General features: G+C 72.2%; 15 protein-coding genes and 1 pseudogene. 12 read left to right on the top strand and 4 right to left on the bottom strand.

Annotated elements, in window-relative coordinates; genetic code table 11:
• Positions 1 to 59 precede the first annotated feature (59 nt).
• Both Mco01_RS05100 and Mco01_RS05095 read left to right on the top strand, forming a co-directional pair.
• Positions 60 to 635 carry a GNAT family N-acetyltransferase gene (locus Mco01_RS05100; protein ID WP_204055722.1) on the top strand — a complete coding sequence of 192 codons (576 nt, stop codon included), beginning with the start codon at positions 60 to 62 and terminating at the stop codon, positions 633 to 635.
• A 458-nt stretch (positions 636 to 1,093) separates the two neighbouring features.
• A complete protein-coding gene (locus Mco01_RS05095; RefSeq protein ID WP_204055721.1) occupies positions 1,094 to 3,625 on the top strand; it encodes a DNA gyrase/topoisomerase IV subunit A in 2,532 nt (843 codons plus the stop codon).
• A gap of 37 nt (positions 3,626 to 3,662) precedes the next feature.
• Here the strand turns inward: Mco01_RS05095 and Mco01_RS05090 are convergent, their stop codons facing one another.
• Entirely contained in the window at positions 3,663 to 4,589 is a 927-nt protein-coding gene (locus tag Mco01_RS05090) for an NAD(P)H-binding protein (protein WP_204055720.1), read from the bottom strand.
• Positions 4,590 to 4,701: 112 nt separating this feature from the next.
• Positions 4,702 to 5,082, bottom strand: a complete 381-nt coding sequence (locus tag Mco01_RS05085) for a VOC family protein (protein WP_204055719.1) — start codon at positions 5,080 to 5,082, stop codon at positions 4,702 to 4,704.
• Positions 5,083 to 5,243: 161 nt separating this feature from the next.
• Between Mco01_RS05085 and Mco01_RS05080 the strand changes: the two genes are divergently transcribed.
• The 6 genes and pseudogenes from Mco01_RS05080 to soxR all read left to right on the top strand — a co-directional run bounded on the left by Mco01_RS05080 (position 5,244) and on the right by soxR (position 8,415).
• Positions 5,244 to 5,747 (top strand): beta-class carbonic anhydrase, encoded by a 504-nt coding sequence (locus tag Mco01_RS05080; RefSeq protein WP_204055718.1) that lies wholly within the window; start codon positions 5,244 to 5,246, stop codon positions 5,745 to 5,747.
• Positions 5,748 to 5,927: 180 nt separating this feature from the next.
• On the top strand, positions 5,928 to 6,422 hold the full coding sequence (locus Mco01_RS05075; protein WP_036330531.1) for a beta-class carbonic anhydrase: 495 nt from the start codon (positions 5,928 to 5,930) through the stop codon (positions 6,420 to 6,422).
• A gap of 19 nt (positions 6,423 to 6,441) precedes the next feature.
• A pseudogene (locus Mco01_RS40125) lies at positions 6,442 to 6,777 on the top strand (protein kinase domain-containing protein); the annotation flags it as partial.
• 173 nt (positions 6,778 to 6,950) lie between these two features.
• Positions 6,951 to 7,727: a serine/threonine-protein kinase gene (locus tag Mco01_RS38945; protein ID WP_239103349.1), complete on the top strand. Its 777-nt coding sequence runs from the start codon at positions 6,951 to 6,953 to the stop codon at positions 7,725 to 7,727.
• Entirely contained in the window at positions 7,619 to 7,912 is a 294-nt protein-coding gene (locus Mco01_RS40120) for a WD40 repeat domain-containing protein (protein WP_204055717.1), read from the top strand. Before Mco01_RS38945 ends, Mco01_RS40120 begins: the two co-directional genes overlap by 109 nt.
• Before the next feature lie 47 nt (positions 7,913 to 7,959).
• Positions 7,960 to 8,415, top strand: a complete 456-nt coding sequence (gene soxR, locus Mco01_RS05060) for a redox-sensitive transcriptional activator SoxR (protein WP_204055716.1) — start codon at positions 7,960 to 7,962, stop codon at positions 8,413 to 8,415.
• An 81-nt stretch (positions 8,416 to 8,496) separates the two neighbouring features.
• Here the strand turns inward: soxR and Mco01_RS05055 are convergent, their stop codons facing one another.
• The gene (locus Mco01_RS05055; RefSeq protein ID WP_204055715.1) at positions 8,497 to 10,569 is read right to left on the bottom strand and encodes a DNA gyrase/topoisomerase IV subunit B; all 2,073 of its coding nucleotides are present in this window, start codon (positions 10,567 to 10,569) and stop codon (positions 8,497 to 8,499) included.
• A gap of 247 nt (positions 10,570 to 10,816) precedes the next feature.
• Between Mco01_RS05055 and Mco01_RS38935 the strand changes: the two genes are divergently transcribed.
• Positions 10,817 to 11,047 carry a DUF7455 domain-containing protein gene (locus Mco01_RS38935; protein WP_036330539.1) on the top strand — a complete coding sequence of 77 codons (231 nt, stop codon included), beginning with the start codon at positions 10,817 to 10,819 and terminating at the stop codon, positions 11,045 to 11,047.
• Positions 11,048 to 11,075: 28 nt separating this feature from the next.
• Here the strand turns inward: Mco01_RS38935 and Mco01_RS05050 are convergent, their stop codons facing one another.
• Positions 11,076 to 11,840 (bottom strand): GNAT family N-acetyltransferase, encoded by a 765-nt coding sequence (locus Mco01_RS05050; RefSeq protein WP_204055714.1) that lies wholly within the window; start codon positions 11,838 to 11,840, stop codon positions 11,076 to 11,078.
• 94 nt (positions 11,841 to 11,934) lie between these two features.
• On the opposite strand from Mco01_RS05050, the gene Mco01_RS05045 reads away from it, so the two are divergent.
• The 3 genes from Mco01_RS05045 to Mco01_RS05035 are packed head-to-tail and all read left to right on the top strand — an operon-like array spanning position 11,935 to position 15,149.
• Complete coding sequence (locus Mco01_RS05045; protein ID WP_204055713.1) at positions 11,935 to 13,284, top strand: ABC transporter substrate-binding protein; 1,350 nt, start codon at positions 11,935 to 11,937, stop codon at positions 13,282 to 13,284.
• A gap of 3 nt (positions 13,285 to 13,287) precedes the next feature.
• A complete protein-coding gene (locus Mco01_RS05040; RefSeq protein WP_204055712.1) occupies positions 13,288 to 14,226 on the top strand; it encodes a carbohydrate ABC transporter permease in 939 nt (312 codons plus the stop codon).
• On the top strand, positions 14,223 to 15,149 hold the full coding sequence (locus Mco01_RS05035) for a carbohydrate ABC transporter permease (protein WP_204055711.1): 927 nt from the start codon (positions 14,223 to 14,225) through the stop codon (positions 15,147 to 15,149). The genes Mco01_RS05040 and Mco01_RS05035 overlap by 4 nt, the downstream gene beginning before the upstream one ends.
• Positions 15,150 to 15,177 lie beyond the last annotated feature (28 nt).

Below are 15,177 nucleotides of genomic sequence, written 5' to 3'. Positions count from 1 at the left end.
ACCAGGTCCCGCCGACCGTTCACGCCCCCTGCCGGGACGAGTGGTTGGATATGTCCGTTATGGACGTGACCACGTGGTATCTCGAACAGACGAGCCCCGACGACCTGCGGCCCGGCCGCCCCCCGGCCGAGCCTTCCGAGGTCGTCCGCGCCGGCGTGCCCAGCCCCGAGTTCAGCCGGTTCCTCTACACGGCCGTCGGCGGCGACTGGCAGTGGACGACCCGCCTCCCCTGGACCTGGCGGGAGTGGATGGACTGGCTCGGCCGCGCCGGCACGGAGACCTGGGTGGCCTGGGTCCGCGGCACGCCCGCCGGGTTCGTCGAACTGGGCGCGACCGGGCCGGGCGAGGTCGAGATCACCTGCTTCGGGCTGCTGCCGTACGCCATCGGGCGGGGGCTGGGCGGACACCTGCTTCATATGGGGGCCTCCCGCGCCTGGGACCTGGCCGAGCGCTGGTCCTCGCTGGAGCCCACCCGCCGAGTGCACGTCCACACCTGTTCGCTCGACGGCCCCGCCGCCCTCGCCAACTACAAGGCCAGGGGCTTCCGGGTGTACGACGAGAGGCTCAACGTCCCCGGCGACGAGGACGAGGGGGCGACCCCCGGCCCCTGGCCCGGCGCCGGGCCGCGCGCCTGACCTTCCGTGGAACGGCGAGGAGCCGCCCCCGGGTGTCCGGGGGCGGCTCCCGCTGCGGGCGCCCGGTCAGGGAGGCGTCCGCGAAGTGAGCGCCCGGTCAGGTGGCGCTCACGCCTGGGCGGTGTTAGCGCTAACAACCCACGGGCCGGCCAGGAGATGCGGATGCGGCCCCCGTGGATGACGAGGCGCCGCGACGGCCCTCACTATGCGTGCGTGCGCGGAGTGCGTCAAGATTTCCCGCCGGTTCACCGGACCGGGCCGCCGACCCGGACGCGGCCGTGCCCCTCACGCTGGGACGACGGCCGGCGCCGGCGTGCGCGGCGATGAAAGATTCACGCCGGCCCGGCGCGTCGCGAGACGTCGGCGCGGAGCGGGAGGCCATACGACAAGGGCGGTGAAACCGGGCGGTAATGACGGGCGAGTCGCGACCACGCCCACTCATCGGCACAATGTTCGATATGGCCCGACGCACGACGACACCCCCGCCGGACGAGGACTTCGAGGAGCGGATCGTCGACATCGACGTCTCCGCGGAGATGCGCGCCAGCTACCTCGAGTACGCGTATTCGGTGATCTACCAGCGGGCGCTCCCCGACGCCCGCGACGGGCTCAAGCCCGTCCAGCGACGCATCCTCTACTCGATGAGCGAGATGGGCCTGCGTCCCGACAGGGGGCACGTCAAGTCCTCCCGCGTCGTCGGCGACGTCATGGGCAAGCTGCACCCGCACGGCGACACCGCGATCTACGACGCGCTCGTGCGGCTGGCCCAGCCGTTCTCCATGCGGCTGCCGCTGGTCGACGGGCACGGCAACTTCGGCTCGCCGGACGACTCCCCCGCGGCCATGCGGTACACCGAGGCCCGCCTGGGCCCGGCCGCGATGCTCATGGTGCAGTCGATCGACGAGGAGACGGTCGACTTCAAGCCCAACTACGACGGCCAGGAGACCGAGCCGTCGGTCATGCCGTCGGCGTTCCCCAACCTGCTGGTCAACGGCGCCTCCGGGATCGCGGTCGGCATGGCCACCAACATGGCCCCCCACAACCTCGCGGAGGTCGTCGCCGCGGCCCGCCACCTCATCAAGCGGCCCGACGCGACGCTCGATGAGCTGATGCGCTTCGTCCCCGGACCCGACCTGCCGACCGGCGGCTCGATCATCGGCCTGGGCGGCGTCCGCGACGCGTACGAGACCGGCCGCGGCACCTTCCGCATGCGGGCCAAGGCCACCATCGAGCACGTGACGCCGCGCCGCAAGGGCATCGTGGTCACCGAGCTTCCCTTCAACGTCGGCCCCGAGCGCGTGGTCACCAAGATCAAGGAGCTGGTGAACGCCAAGAAGCTGACCGGCATCTCCGACCTCAAGGACCTGACCGACCGCCACAAGGGCCTGCGGCTGGTCATCGAGATCAAGAACGGCTTCAACCCGGAGGCCGTGCTGGAGGAGCTCTACCGGCTCACCCCGATGGAGGAGACCTTCGGCATCAACAACGTGGCGCTGGTCGACGGCCAGCCGCGCACACTGGGCCTGCGCGACCTGCTGACGGTCTACGTCGACCACCGGATCGACGTCGTCCGCAGGCGCTCGGCCTACCGGCTGCGCAAGCGCGAGGAGCGGCTCCACCTCGTCGACGGCCTCATCGTCGCGCTGCTCAACATCGACCAGGTCATCCAGGTGATCCGTTCCTCGGACGACTCGGGCCAGGCGCGGACCCGCCTGATGGAGACCTTCGAGCTGAGCGAGATCCAGGCCGGCTACATCCTCGACACCCCGCTGCGCCGCCTCACCCGGTACGACAAGCTCGAGCTCGACCGCGAGAAGGAGTCGCTGCAGGCCGACATCGCCGAGCTGACCGGGATCCTCTCCTCGGAGGAGCGGCTCCGCGGCGTGGTGTCGGCGGAGCTGGCCGACGTCGCCAAGACCTACGGCACGCCCCGGCGCACCGTGCTGCTGGAGTCGTCCGACGCGGCCCGGACGGCCGTGGTGCCGCTGGAGGTGGCCGACGACCCCTGCCTGGTCCTGCTGTCGTCGACCGGCCTGCTGGCCCGGACGACCGACGCCTCGCCGATCTCGGGCGAGGGCGAGCGGGCCGCCCACGACGTGCTGGTGTCGGTGGTGCGCTCGACCGTCCGCGGCGAGGTCGGCGTGGTCACGTCCAAGGGCCGGATGATCCGCGTCTCGGTGCTCGACCTGCCTGCGCTGCCGCCCTCGGCCAACCCGCCGTCCCTTGCGGGCGGCCACCCCGTCTCGGAGTACGTGGCGATCGAGCCGGACGAGAAGGTCGTCGGGCTCGGCTCGCTCGACCCCGACGGACCGGGCATCGCCCTCGGGACGGCGCAGGGCGTGGTCAAGCGCGTCGTCCCCGAATACCCCGTGAACCGCGACGAGTTCGAGGTCGTCGGCCTGCGCGACGGCGACACGGTGGTCGGGGCGGTGGAGCTGACCTCCGTCGACCACGACCTGGTCTTCATCACCTCCGACGCACAGCTCCTGCGCTTCCCCGCCTCGTCCGTACGGCCGCAGGGGCGGCCCGCGGGCGGCATGGCGGGCGTGCGGCTCGACGGCGCGGCGCGGGTCGTCTGGTTCGGCGTGGTGGATCCCTCGCGGGAGGCCCGGGTGGTGACGATCGCGGGCTCCTCGACGGCCCTGCCGGGCACGCAGATGGGCGCCGGCAAGGTCTCCGACTACGCGGACTTCCCGGCCAAGGGCCGGGCGACGGGCGGCGTGCGCGCCCAGCGCTTCCTCAAGGGCGAGGACGTGCTGCTGCTCGCCTGGGCGGGCCCGGCCCCCGAGAAGGCCGTCACGTCCACGGGCAAGCCGGTGCCGCTGCCGGAGGAGCTGGGGCGGCGCGACGGCTCGGGCGTCCGCCTCGTCCACACGGTCGCCGCGATCGGCGGCGCCCTCGGCGCCGGCCCGGCCGAGCCGGACGACGACGCCATGGCGGCGGGGATGGCCACGGCCGGGGACACCGGCGGCGAGGAGCCGGCGTTCTGACCGGCGGTCAGGCGAACAGCGCCGGGTTGACCTCCGGTCAGGCGAACAGCACCGGGTTGGCGGCGACGAAGTCCCTGATGGTCGACGGCGGCCGTCCGAGGATGTCCTCCACCTCGTGCGTCACGCGGTCGTACCGGTCGAGCCGGTGGAGGCGCGCCATCGTGGCCAGGTGGCCGGTCAGGTGCTCCGGAAGGCCGAGCGGGCGGAGGTCGCGCTCCACCCACTCGTCGAACGGGACGTCCACGTAGGCGACCGGCCGTCCGAGCGCCGCGCCGAACTCGGCGGCGACGGCGGCGAGGTCCCGTGAGGCGCCGCCGGTGAGCTCGTGGACGGACCCCACGTGGGCGGCCGGGTCCAGCAGGACGGCCGTCACCACGTCGGCGACGTCCCGCGCCGCGATCGGCGAGGTGCGGCCCGCCCCGAACGGCAGCCGGATCTCGCCGCGCTCGCGGATGGACGCCGCGGCCAGGAGGGCGAACAGCGGGTTCTCCATGAACACGGTGGGCCTGAGGTGCGCCACCGGCAGCCCCGACCAGTTCAGCACCTGCTCCCCCAGCCAGTGCAGCCGCTGCTGGCCGGACTCGGCGGTGCTGCGCAGGTCCATCTGCGAGACGGTCATCTGAGACATGTTCACGAAGATCTCGAGCCGGCCGTGCTCCCGGGCGGCGGCCGCGGCGACGGCCGTGGCCTCCAGGTAGCGCGACGACACGCTCATCGCGAAGTACACCCGGCGGCATCCGTCGAGCGCGTCCGCGACGTCCGCAGCCCGCGTCAGGTCCCCGACGACCACCTCGGCTCCCGCGTCCCCGAGGGACCGGGCCCGCTCGTCGTCCCGGTGGACGAGGGCGCGCACCGGCAGCCCCAGGGCCAGCAGGTTCCCGGCGACCGCGCGGCCGACGCCGCCGGTCCCCCCGGCGGCGCCGGTGACCAGCGTCGGGCGCGGGTCGGGCGATTCCTCCGGCATCGCTGCCCCCGTGATCAGCCGAAGCGGACGTCGGCCACGCCGGCCGGCACCCTCGCCCGCTCCGGCACGGGTGCGACCGCCCGCACCCCTGGTCGTACCCGCGCGCCGGCCGTCAGTCCTCGCCGTCCGCCGCGCAGAGGCAGAACGGGTGCCCGGCGGGGTCGAGGTAGACGCGGAAGCCGCCCTCGGTGCTGGGCTGGTGGTCGTGCTTGACCGCCCCGAGCTCCAGCACGGCGGCCTCCGCCTTGTCCAGGTCGTCCACCAGGAGGTCGAGGTGGAACTGCTGAGGGCGCTCGGAGCCGGGCCAGATGGGCGGCCGGTGGTCGGGGGCGAGCTGGAAGCACAGGCGCACCTCGCCGCCGTCGGACAGCGTTACCCACTCGTCGTCCGCGTACGCGATCTCCCAGCCGACCACGGCCGAGTAGAAGTCCGCCAGCGCGCGGGGGTCCGGACAGTCCAGCACCACCGATCGCATCCGCGCGATCCCGCTCATGCGACACCTCCTCGTCGAGACACCAGTGAAAACCATATACCGGTGTTACCGCTCAGTGCGGCGCTCTCCCCCGTGCCCAGAACCCTGGCGTTGTCACACCTCACGAGAAGAAGGCACCCCGCTCCTGGGCGGGGAAACCGGCATCGGGCAGCATCTATGACATGTCCGGTGCTTTCGATGACCTGTTGGCCGCGAACGAGAAGTACGCGAGCGACTTCTCCCACTCCGACCTCACCGGGCGGGCCCTCAAGGGGCTCGCCGTGGTGACCTGCATGGACTCCCGCATCGATCCGCTGGGGCTGCTGGGACTGCAGGCCGGCGACGCCAAGATCCTGCGCAACGCGGGAGCGCGGGTGACCGACGACGTGCTGCGCACGCTCGTCCTGGCCGTCTACCTGCTCGGCGTGAACCGGGTCCTGGTGATGCCGCACACCGACTGCCGCATGGCCAAGTCGACCGACGAGCAGGTCCACGACCTGATCTCGTCCGAGTACGGCGTGGACACGCGCAGCCTGGAGTTCAAGACCGTCCCCGACCAGCACGAGGCGCTCAGGCACGACCTGACCCGCATCAAGGCGAGCCCCTACCTGCCCGACGACCTCGTGGTGGGCGGGGCCCTCTACGACGTCCACACGGGACGGCTCCAGCCGCCCGTCGAGCTCTGAGTCCGCCTGCCGGCGACGCCGCGGTCCGGCCATTCCCCGGCCGGCCAGCGGCCCGTCGGTGGCCCGGCCCGTCCTCCTGTCCGGTGACCGCGAGGTGACCTCGCGTCACCTTACCCATTGACTTGGTAGGGATAAGGGGTGAAGGTGGGCGGGAACCGTCCCGGACCCAGGAGGGCACGCATGAGCGTCACCGATCGGCTCATCGCCGCAGCGGAGCAGTACGCCGCCGGCTTCGACAAGGGCCACCTGCCGCTGCCGCCGGCCGCGGGCGTGGCGATCCTCGCCTGCATGGACGCCCGCCTGAACCCGTACGGGCTGCTGGGCCTGTCTGAGGGCGACGCGCACATCATCCGCAACGCGGGCGGGGTGGTGACGGCCGACGCCCGGCGCAGCCTCGCGATCAGCCAGCGGCTGCTGGGCACCCGCGAGATCGTCCTGATCCACCACACCGACTGCGGGATGCTCACCTTCACCGACGACGGGTTCAAGCGGGACATCGAGGCCGAGGTGGGAATCCGGCCCGACTGGGCGGCCGAGGCGTTCCCCGACCTCGACGAGGACGTCGTCCAGTCGCTCAACCGGATCAAGGCCGACCCGTTCATCCCGCACAAGGACGCGGTGCGCGGATTCGTGTACGAGGTCGAGACCGGCCGCCTCCGGGAGGTCAAGGCCTGACCGGGTCGCCCGGGGCGCCGTGACGGCCGAGGACGGCGACGCCCGGAGGCGCTTCCTGCGCGAGGCCGACATCGCCCGTAGTGTCGCGCCGTTCTGCACCGCTCACGTACTCGACTCCGGGCTCCACGGCGACCGGCCGTACATCGTGAGCGAGTACGTCCCCGGGCCGTCCCTGGAGCAGGTGGTCAGGGAGTCGGGCCCGCGGACGGGAAGCGGCCTGGAGCGGATCGCCGTGACCACCGCGAGCGCGCTCGCCGCGATCCACCGGGCCGGCATCGTGCACCGCGACCTCAAGCCCGGCAACGTGATCCTCGGCCCCGAGGGGCCGGTCGTCATCGACTTCGGCATCTCCCGGGCGGGCGACCACACGGTCACCCGGCCCGGCTCCATCGGGACTCCCGGCTACCTGGCGCCGAGCAGATCGCCGGGGCCGCGACCGGGCCGCCCGCGGACGTCTTCGGCTGGGCCGCCACGATCGTCTACGCCGCCACCGGCAGGCGGGCCTTCCCCGGCGACACCGTCCCGGCCGTGCTCCACGCCATCCTGCACCGCGAGCCCGACCTCACGGCCGTCCCGGCCGCGCTCGCGCCCCTGCTGGCGCGCTGCCTGGACAAGGACCCGGGCCTGCGCCCCTCCGCCGCCGAGCTGTACCGGTCGCTCACGGGCGAGCGCGAGCCCCGTCCCGAGCCCTCGCCCGGGCCGTCCGGGACGCCGGTGGCGCCGCGGACCCCGCCCCTGCCGGGGTCGCCCGCATCCCCGCCCACCGCTCCCGGCGGGGCCTCGGGCAGCCCCGCCTCGCCGGGACAGGCGGGTGCCCCGGCCACCGCCCCCTCACCGGGTGCGGACGCGCCTGCCATGTCCGGCGCCCGCGGGCGGCGCGTCGCGCTCGCGGCGGGGCTGGCCGTCCTCGCGTCGGCGGCGGCCGCCTTCGTGCTCGTGCCCTCCTTCTTGGGCGGTCCCGGCGAGCGGGGCTCCGGCGACCGCGGCGGCGCGAGCGCGAGCAGCACGGCCTCGGCCCCCACTCATACCGGGAGGACCGCCGACGCCACGGCCACCACCGCCCCCCTGCCGCCGTTCGGGACGGCCGTCCACCCGCAGCTCACCGGGCACGGCAACGACGTCCGGTCGGTCGCCGTCGGCGCCCTGAACGGGACGCCCATCGCCCTCACGGGCAGCGACGACACCACACCGCCCGCGTGTGGGACCTCGCCGGGCACCGGCGGGCGGGCGAGCCGCTCACCGGGCATACCGCGCCCGTCTGGTCGGTCTCGCTCGGGAGCCTGGGCGGCGACCCGGTCGCCGTGACCGGCGGCGAGGACAGGACCGTGCGCGTGTGGGACCTGCGCGCCCGCCGGCCCTTGGGCGCGCCGTTCCTGGGCCACACCGACATCGTCTGGTCGGTGGCGTTCGGGCTGCTGCCCGGCGGACCGGTGGCCGTCAGCGGCGGCAGGGACGAGTCCGTGCGCGTCTGGAGCCTCGCCTCACGGTGACCCGGGCCCGAACTTCAACCAAGGGTGAAGTCGGTTAGCCTGGGGCCGTGGATCGGACGCCGGGCAGGGGGCGCGAGCTCACGGTCGGGGAGCTGGCGGAGCGGAGCGGGGTGCCGACCTCGACCCTGCGGTTCTACGAGCGGCAGGGGCTCATCCAGAGCCGCAGGACGGCGGGCAACCAGCGCCGCTACACCCGCGACACGCTCCGCCGCGTCGCCTTCGTCCGGGTCTCGCAGCGGGTCGGCATCCCGCTCGCGCGGATCCGCGAGGCCCTCGCCCTCCTCCCCGAGGAGCGCACCCCGACGCGGGAGGACTGGGCGCGGGTGTCGCTGTCGTGGCGGGAGGACCTGAACAGCCGGATCCGGCAGCTCGAACGGCTCCGGGACGACCTGACCGACTGCATCGGCTGCGGCTGCCTGTCCCTGCAGCGCTGCGCCCTGGCGAACCCGTACGACCGGCTGGGCCAGGAGGGCCCCGGCCCGCGCCGGCTGCTCACCCCTTGACGGCCGCCCGACGAGTATCCGGGACGCCTCGGCGGCGCGCCGGTCTCGGGGACGGCCTGCGCGGCCGCCTGCCGGGAGGACTCAGGCGTCGATGTGGTCGCGGTCGACCTCGGCGGCGCTGCCGACGATGAACTCGCGCCGGGGGGCGACGTCGCTGCCCATCAGCAGGTCGAAGATGCGCTCGGCCGACTCGACGTCCTCGATCCGCACCCGCCGCAGCACGCGGTGGCGGGGGTCCATGGTCGTCTCGGCCAGCTGGTCGGCGTCCATCTCGCCGAGGCCCTTGTAGCGCTGGACGGGGTCCTTCCAGCGCTTGCCGCGCCGCTCCAGGTCGCGCAGGACCTTGTGCAGCTCGGCGTCGGAGTAGGTGTAGACGTACTTGTCCTGGCCCCGCCCGGGGTTGGTGATCTCGATGCGGTGCAGCGGGGGGACCGCCGCGAACACCCGTCCGGCCTCGACCATCGGCTTCATGTACCGGTGGAAGAGCGTCAGCAGCAGGCAGCGGATGTGCGCCCCGTCGACGTCGGCGTCGGCCATTAAGATGATCTTGCCGTACCGGGCCGCCTCGAGGTCGAACGACCGGCCCGAGCCCGCGCCCACGACCTGGATGATCGCGGCGCACTCGGCGTTCTTCAGCATGTCGGCGACGGACGCCTTCTGCACGTTGAGGATCTTGCCCCGGATCGGCAGGAGGGCCTGGAACTCCGAGTCGCGGGCCAGCTTGGCCGTGCCGAGGGCCGAGTCGCCCTCCACGATGAACAGCTCGCTGCGGTCGACGTCGTCGCTGCGGCAGTCGACGAGCTTGGCCGGGAGCGCCGAGTTCTCCAGCGCCGACTTGCGCCGCTGGTTGTCGCGGTGCTCACGGGCGGCGATGCGCGCCTTGGCCGCCGCGACGACCTTCTCCAGGACGGCCCGCAGCTGCTGCTTCTGGCCGCGCTTCGGGTTGGCGAACAGGCCCTTGAGCTCCCGCCCGACCACGTGGGCGACGATGCGGCTGGCCGCGGCGGTGCCGAGGACCTCCTTGGTCTGGCCCTCGAACTGCGGCTCGGGCACCCGCACGGTCACGACGGCCGTGAGGCCTTCGAGGATGTCCTCCTTGGTGACCGGCTCGTCGCCGTTCTTGAGCAGGCGGGTCTCCCTGAGCTGCTCGTTGACCGTGCGGACCAGCGCTCGCTCGAAGCCCGCCACGTGGGTGCCGCCCTTGGGCGTGGCGATCACGTTGACGAACGAGCGGACGGTCGTCTCGTAGCCCTTGCCCCAGCGGATGGCGACGTCGACCGTGAGCTCCCGCTCGATCTCGGTGGGCGTCATGTGGCCCTGCTCGTCGAGCACCGGGACGGTCTCGTGGAAGTGACCCTCGCCCTGGAGCCTCAGCACGTCGCAGACGGCCTCGTCGCGGGCGAGGAACTCGGTGAACTCGCTGATGCCGCCGTCGAAGCGGAAGGTCTCCTCGGACGTCTCCTCGCCCCGGCTGTCGCGGACGAGCAGGGTCAGCCCGGGGACCAGGAAGGCCGTCTGCCGCAGCCGGACGTGGATCTCGTCGAGCGAGACCTCGGCCTCCGGGAGGAAGATCTGCCGGTCGGCCCAGAAGCGGACCCGGGTGCCGGTGACGTGGCGCCCGGCCCTGCCGCCGTCGCGCAGGCCCGACTTCTTGCGGAACCTGGCCGTGGGGCCGTCGCCCTCGAACACGCCGGGCACGCCCCGGCGGAAGCTGATCTGGTGGACCTGGCCGTCGCGGTCGACCTCCACGTCGAGCCGGGACGACAGCGCGTTCACGACCGAGGCGCCGACGCCGTGGAGGCCGCCGGAGGCGCCGTACGAGCCGCCGCCGAACTTCCCGCCCGCGTGGAGCTTGGTGTACACGAGCTCGACGCCGGGGAGGCCGGTCTTGGGCTCGACGTCCACGGGGATGCCGCGCCCGTCGTCGCGGACCTCGATGGACCCGTCGGCGTGCAGCTCCACCTCGATGCGGGTGCAGTAGCCCGCCAGGGCCTCGTCGACCGAGTTGTCCACGATCTCCCAGAGGCAGTGCATGAGGCCACGGGTGTCGGTGGAGCCGATGTACATCCCCGGACGCTTGCGGACGGCCTCGAGGCCCTCCAGCACCGAAAGATGCCGGGCCGTGTACCCCGTCTCCGCGCGAACCGCCGTCACTCCGAGCTCCCACTTGTCAATCGAACACGCGTACGCAGCCTATCGCCACTCCCACGTTTGTACGCGTACAAGCTTGCCAGGCACAGCTCTCCACGCGCCCAAACCGCTGTGATCCGCGTCACTTTCCGGATCATTCTGCTCTCGGCGTAGTCGCAGCATGATTGGGAAGCCCCCCATCCGGTTAGATGTTGTCCCAAGTGACTGACGCCAACGTCCCCACGTCGTGGGGCGACCCGAAAGGCGATACGTGACTGGAGCTCTCGCCCCCATCAAGCCGCTGACGGCCCTGGACCGGTGTGACCGGTGCGGTGCTCAGGCCTACATCCGCGCGACCCTGCCCGTGGGTGGGGAGTTGCTGTTCTGCGCCCACCACGGGCGTCAGCACGTGGCTGTGCTGCGCGACAAAGGTGCTGAGATCCAGGACGAGTCGGCCCGACTCAGTGAATCCCCCGCGTCCGCCCCAGAAGACGAACGCTGACCATAGACGGCGTGCCCGGGTGAGCTGATCACCCGGCGCGCCGTCGCCGTACCCGGGCCACCCTGTAGTGGTAGCGGCCGGCGACGGCGAACCCCGCCCGCTCGTAGAGCGCGCGGGCCGCCGCGTTGGCCTCCGTCACCAGCAGGTACGCCCGGGCGGCACCCCGCTCGCGCCCCCAGTCCAGGAGGGCGCGCAGCACGGCCGCGCCCAGGCCCGCGCGCCTGGCGGGCGGCTCCACCGCCATGCAGTACACGCCGAGCCACTCCCCCTGCGGGACGGCCCGGCCCACCGCGTCGCCCCGGTCTCCCGGCAGGAGGGCGTAGCCGGCGGGCACCCCGGTGAGGATGCGCGCGGCCCATTCCCGCGCCGGGACTCCGTCCGTCTCCGGGTGCCGGCCCCCGTCCACCGACCACCACACGCGCAGCCACCGCTCGTCGGGGGCGTCTCCTACCCGCGTGCCCGCCCCGCCGCGCGTGCTCTCCGGTATCGGGGCCGTCATGACGAGCGTGGGGTCCACCAGGCCGTACCCCCGCCGTTCCAGCTCGCCGTCCAGGCCCTCGGGGGCCCGCGGGCCGATCGAGAACACGCACGGCAGCCCCAGTGAGGCGTAGAACTCCTCGGCCTCGTCGACGGCCCGGCCCAGGTCGCCGGGCGTCCCCAGCGGCAACACCGAGTTGGCCCGCTTGGTCACCCCGCCCGCGTGCCGGTAGACCCAGCCGCCCGCCTCCACCCGGCCCGGGGCCGGCCACGCCTCACCGACAAGCCGGTCGAACGGTGATGTTTCAGGACGCACCCCGGCAGCGTAGCTGACCTGCACTGCTGGGTTTAGGACTCGTTACAGGGGCAGTTGGCCGCCGTCCCACTCTCCTGACCCCTAAGGAGCGGCGGTGTCCTTGTCACCCAGGAGCCGTACCGGCATCGTCGTCCTGGCAGGCGGCCTCGCCCTCGCGGCGTGCGGCGGCGTGGGCTCCAAGAACGCCACGTCCCAGGGCGGCGGCTCCGCCGCCCTGACCACCATGGGCTTCGGACTACCCGACGAGATCGCCACGACCCGTGTGGACGCCTTCAAGAAGGCCCACCCGGAGGTGAAGCTCACGATCAACCAGGGCCAGTTCGACGAGCAGGCGTTCCTGTCGTCGGTGGCCAGCGGCAACCCGCCGGACGTGGTGTACCTGGGCCGCGACATCATCGGCACCTACGCCGCCCGGGGGGCCATCCAGTCGTTGGACGACTGCGTCGCCCGGCAGAACATCCCCATGTCCGACTTCTATCCCGCGGCCCAGCAGCAGGTGAAGTTCGGCCGCAAATGGTACGGCGTGCCGGAGTTCTACACCTCGATCATCCTGCTGGTGAACGACAAGGCCGCCAAGGAGGCCGGCGTCGACCCCGCGAGCATCGACACCTCCGACTGGGACGGCCTGGCCGCCCTGGCCAAGAAGATGAACAAGGTCTCCGGCGGCAAGATCCAGCGCTTCGGCTTCTACCCCAAGCTGCCCGAGTTCCTCCCCCTGTGGGCCAAGGCCAACGGCGCCGACCTGCTGTCGCCCGACGGGAAGACGGCCCATCTCGACGACCCCAAGGTGGTGGAGGCGCTCGACTACGCCAACCGCCTGCTCAAGGACCAGGGCGGCTGGACGAGGCTCAAGGCGTTCACCGACACCTTCGACTACTTCGGCGACAAGAACCCGATCACCGAGGACCAGATCGGCATGATGCTGACCGAGCAGTTCCTGGTCACCTCGATGGCGGGCACCTCGCCGGACGCCGAGATCACCGTGCTGCCGTTCAAGGACCGGCAGGGCCGGCCCGTCAACTACGCCGGCGGCAACGCCTGGGTCATCCCCAAGGGCGCCAAGCACCCCGACGTCGCCTGCCAGTGGATCAAGACGATGACGTCGGCCGACACGTGGACCGCCGCGGCCAGGGCCAGGGCCGCCAAGCGGGCCCAGGAGGGCAAGGCGTACCCGGGCACGTTCACCGCGAACGCCAAGGCCGACCAGGCGATCTTCTCCCAGGTCGTGAAGCCGAGCGGCCACAGGCCGTACGACGAGGCCACCAAGACCATCCTGGCCGTCCAGGACAAGGGCTTCGTCGTCCCCCAGTCGGGCGCGGCGTCGGAGTTCCGGACGGCGTGGCTGGACGCGGCGACGCGGGTCATGCAGGGCCGCCAGGACGCGCGGGCGGCGCTCGCCCAGGCGCAGCAGGAGGCCACCAGAGCCATCCAGGCGGCGGGCTGAGCCATGGCACGCCGCCTGTCCGGCCGCCCGGAGACCCGCTGGGCGTACGTCTTCCTGCTCCCGTGGCTGATCGGCCTGGTCCTCTTCCAGGCCGGTCCCATGGTCGCCAGCCTCGTGCTGTCGCTCACCGACTACGACCTGATCTCGCCGCCGAAGTTCGTGGGCCTCGGCAACTACGCACAGATGGCGCAGGACCCCAAGGTCGCCAGGGCCATCGCCAACACGGCGTTCTACACGGTCCTGCACGTGCCGCTGGCCGCGGTGATCGCGCTGGCGCTCGCGCTCATGCTCAACCGCGTCACCGGCCGGGCGGCGGGCGTCTTCCGCACGGTCTTCTACCTGCCGTCGATGACGCCGTACGTCGCGGTGGGCGTGCTGTTCCTGTTCCTGCTGAACGGCCAGGCGGGGCTGGTCAACCAGTTCCTCGGCCTGTTCGGGATCGACGGGCCGCAGTGGACGACCGACCCGGCCTGGGTCAAGCCCGGCATCGTGCTCATGTCGCTGTGGAACCTGGGCTCCACCACGATCATCCTGTTCGCCGCCCTGCGGAACGTGCCGCGCGAACTCCACGAGGCCGCCATGATCGACGGCGCCGGGGCGTGGCAGCGGTTCCGCTCGGTGACCGTGCCCATGATCAGTTCAGCCCTGTTCTTCGTGGTGATCATCAACACGATCTCGTCGGTGCAGATGTTCGACCAGGTCTACACCATGTTCTTCGGCAACCAGTCGGCCCAGCACTCCTACGGCGACGCGGCCCTGTTCTACGTCGTGTACCTGTTCCAGCAGGGCTTCCAGTTCCTGCACATGGGGTACGCCTCGGCCCTCGCCTGGGTGCTGTTCCTGATCATCCTGGTGATCACCGTCATCCAGGTGAAGGTGGGCAACCGCTTCGTCTACTACGAGGCCGAGCCGCAGGGCTCGACGGAACTGGAGTCCCGATGACCGGCACCACGGCGGGGACCTCCGCCCCGGCGGGGCCGCTCGCCCGCCCGGCCTCCCCGGCCGCGGTGGCGCGTGACGACCGCCCCGGCGGCGCCGGCACCCGCAGGGCGTTCTTCCTCGTCATGCTGGCCGCCGCGTCGGCCGTGTTCCTCTACCCGTTCGTCTGGCTGGTCGTGGCCTCGCTGAAGCCGCGGGACCGGACGTTCGCCGACCCGTTCCTCCCCTGGCCCCGGCCGTTCGCGCCGCAGAGCTACGTGGACGTGTGGCACGCCGCCCCGATGACGGCCTGGCTGGTCAACACGGTCGTCGTCGGTTTCATGGCGGCCCTGACCGTGACCGTGTCGAGCGCGTTCGTGGCGTTCGGCTTCGCGTACTTCCGCTTCCCGGGCCGGGGCGTGCTGTTCGGCAGCGTGCTCGCCACGATGATGCTCCCGGCCGCCGTCACGCTCGTGCCGACGTACCTGATCTGGAACGCGGTCGGGCTGACCGGCACCCAGGTGCCGCTGTGGGCGGGCAACGTGTTCGGCTCGGCGTTCTACATCTTCCTGCTGCGCCAGTTCTTCCTGGGCATCCCGCGGTACGTCTTCGAGGCGGCCCGGGTGGACGGGGCCTCCTACCTCGACCTGTTCTGGCGGATCGCGCTGCCGCTCGCGCGGCCCGCGCTGATCATCGCCTTCGTCTTCGAGCTCAAGGCGAGCTGGTTCGACCTGATGAAGCCGCTGATCTACCTGCAGGATCCGCAGCTGTTCACGCTCCCCCGGGGCCTCAAGGCGATCGTCGACCAGTTCTACCAGGGCGGGGATCCCAAGTGGGAGATCGTGCTGGCCGCCGGCGTGATCACCACGCTCCCACTGATCGCGATCTTCTTCGTCGGGCAGCGCTACTTCGTCCAGGGCATCGCGACCACGGGGCAGCGGGGCTGACCGGGCGGACGGCCTCGATAGGCTCTGT

The organism is Microbispora corallina, from assembly GCF_016863035.1.
Taxonomy (GTDB): domain Bacteria; phylum Actinomycetota; class Actinomycetes; order Streptosporangiales; family Streptosporangiaceae; genus Microbispora; species Microbispora corallina.
Note: the sequence above shows the minus strand (reverse complement) of the source record. Positions and strands in the feature narration are given on the sequence as shown.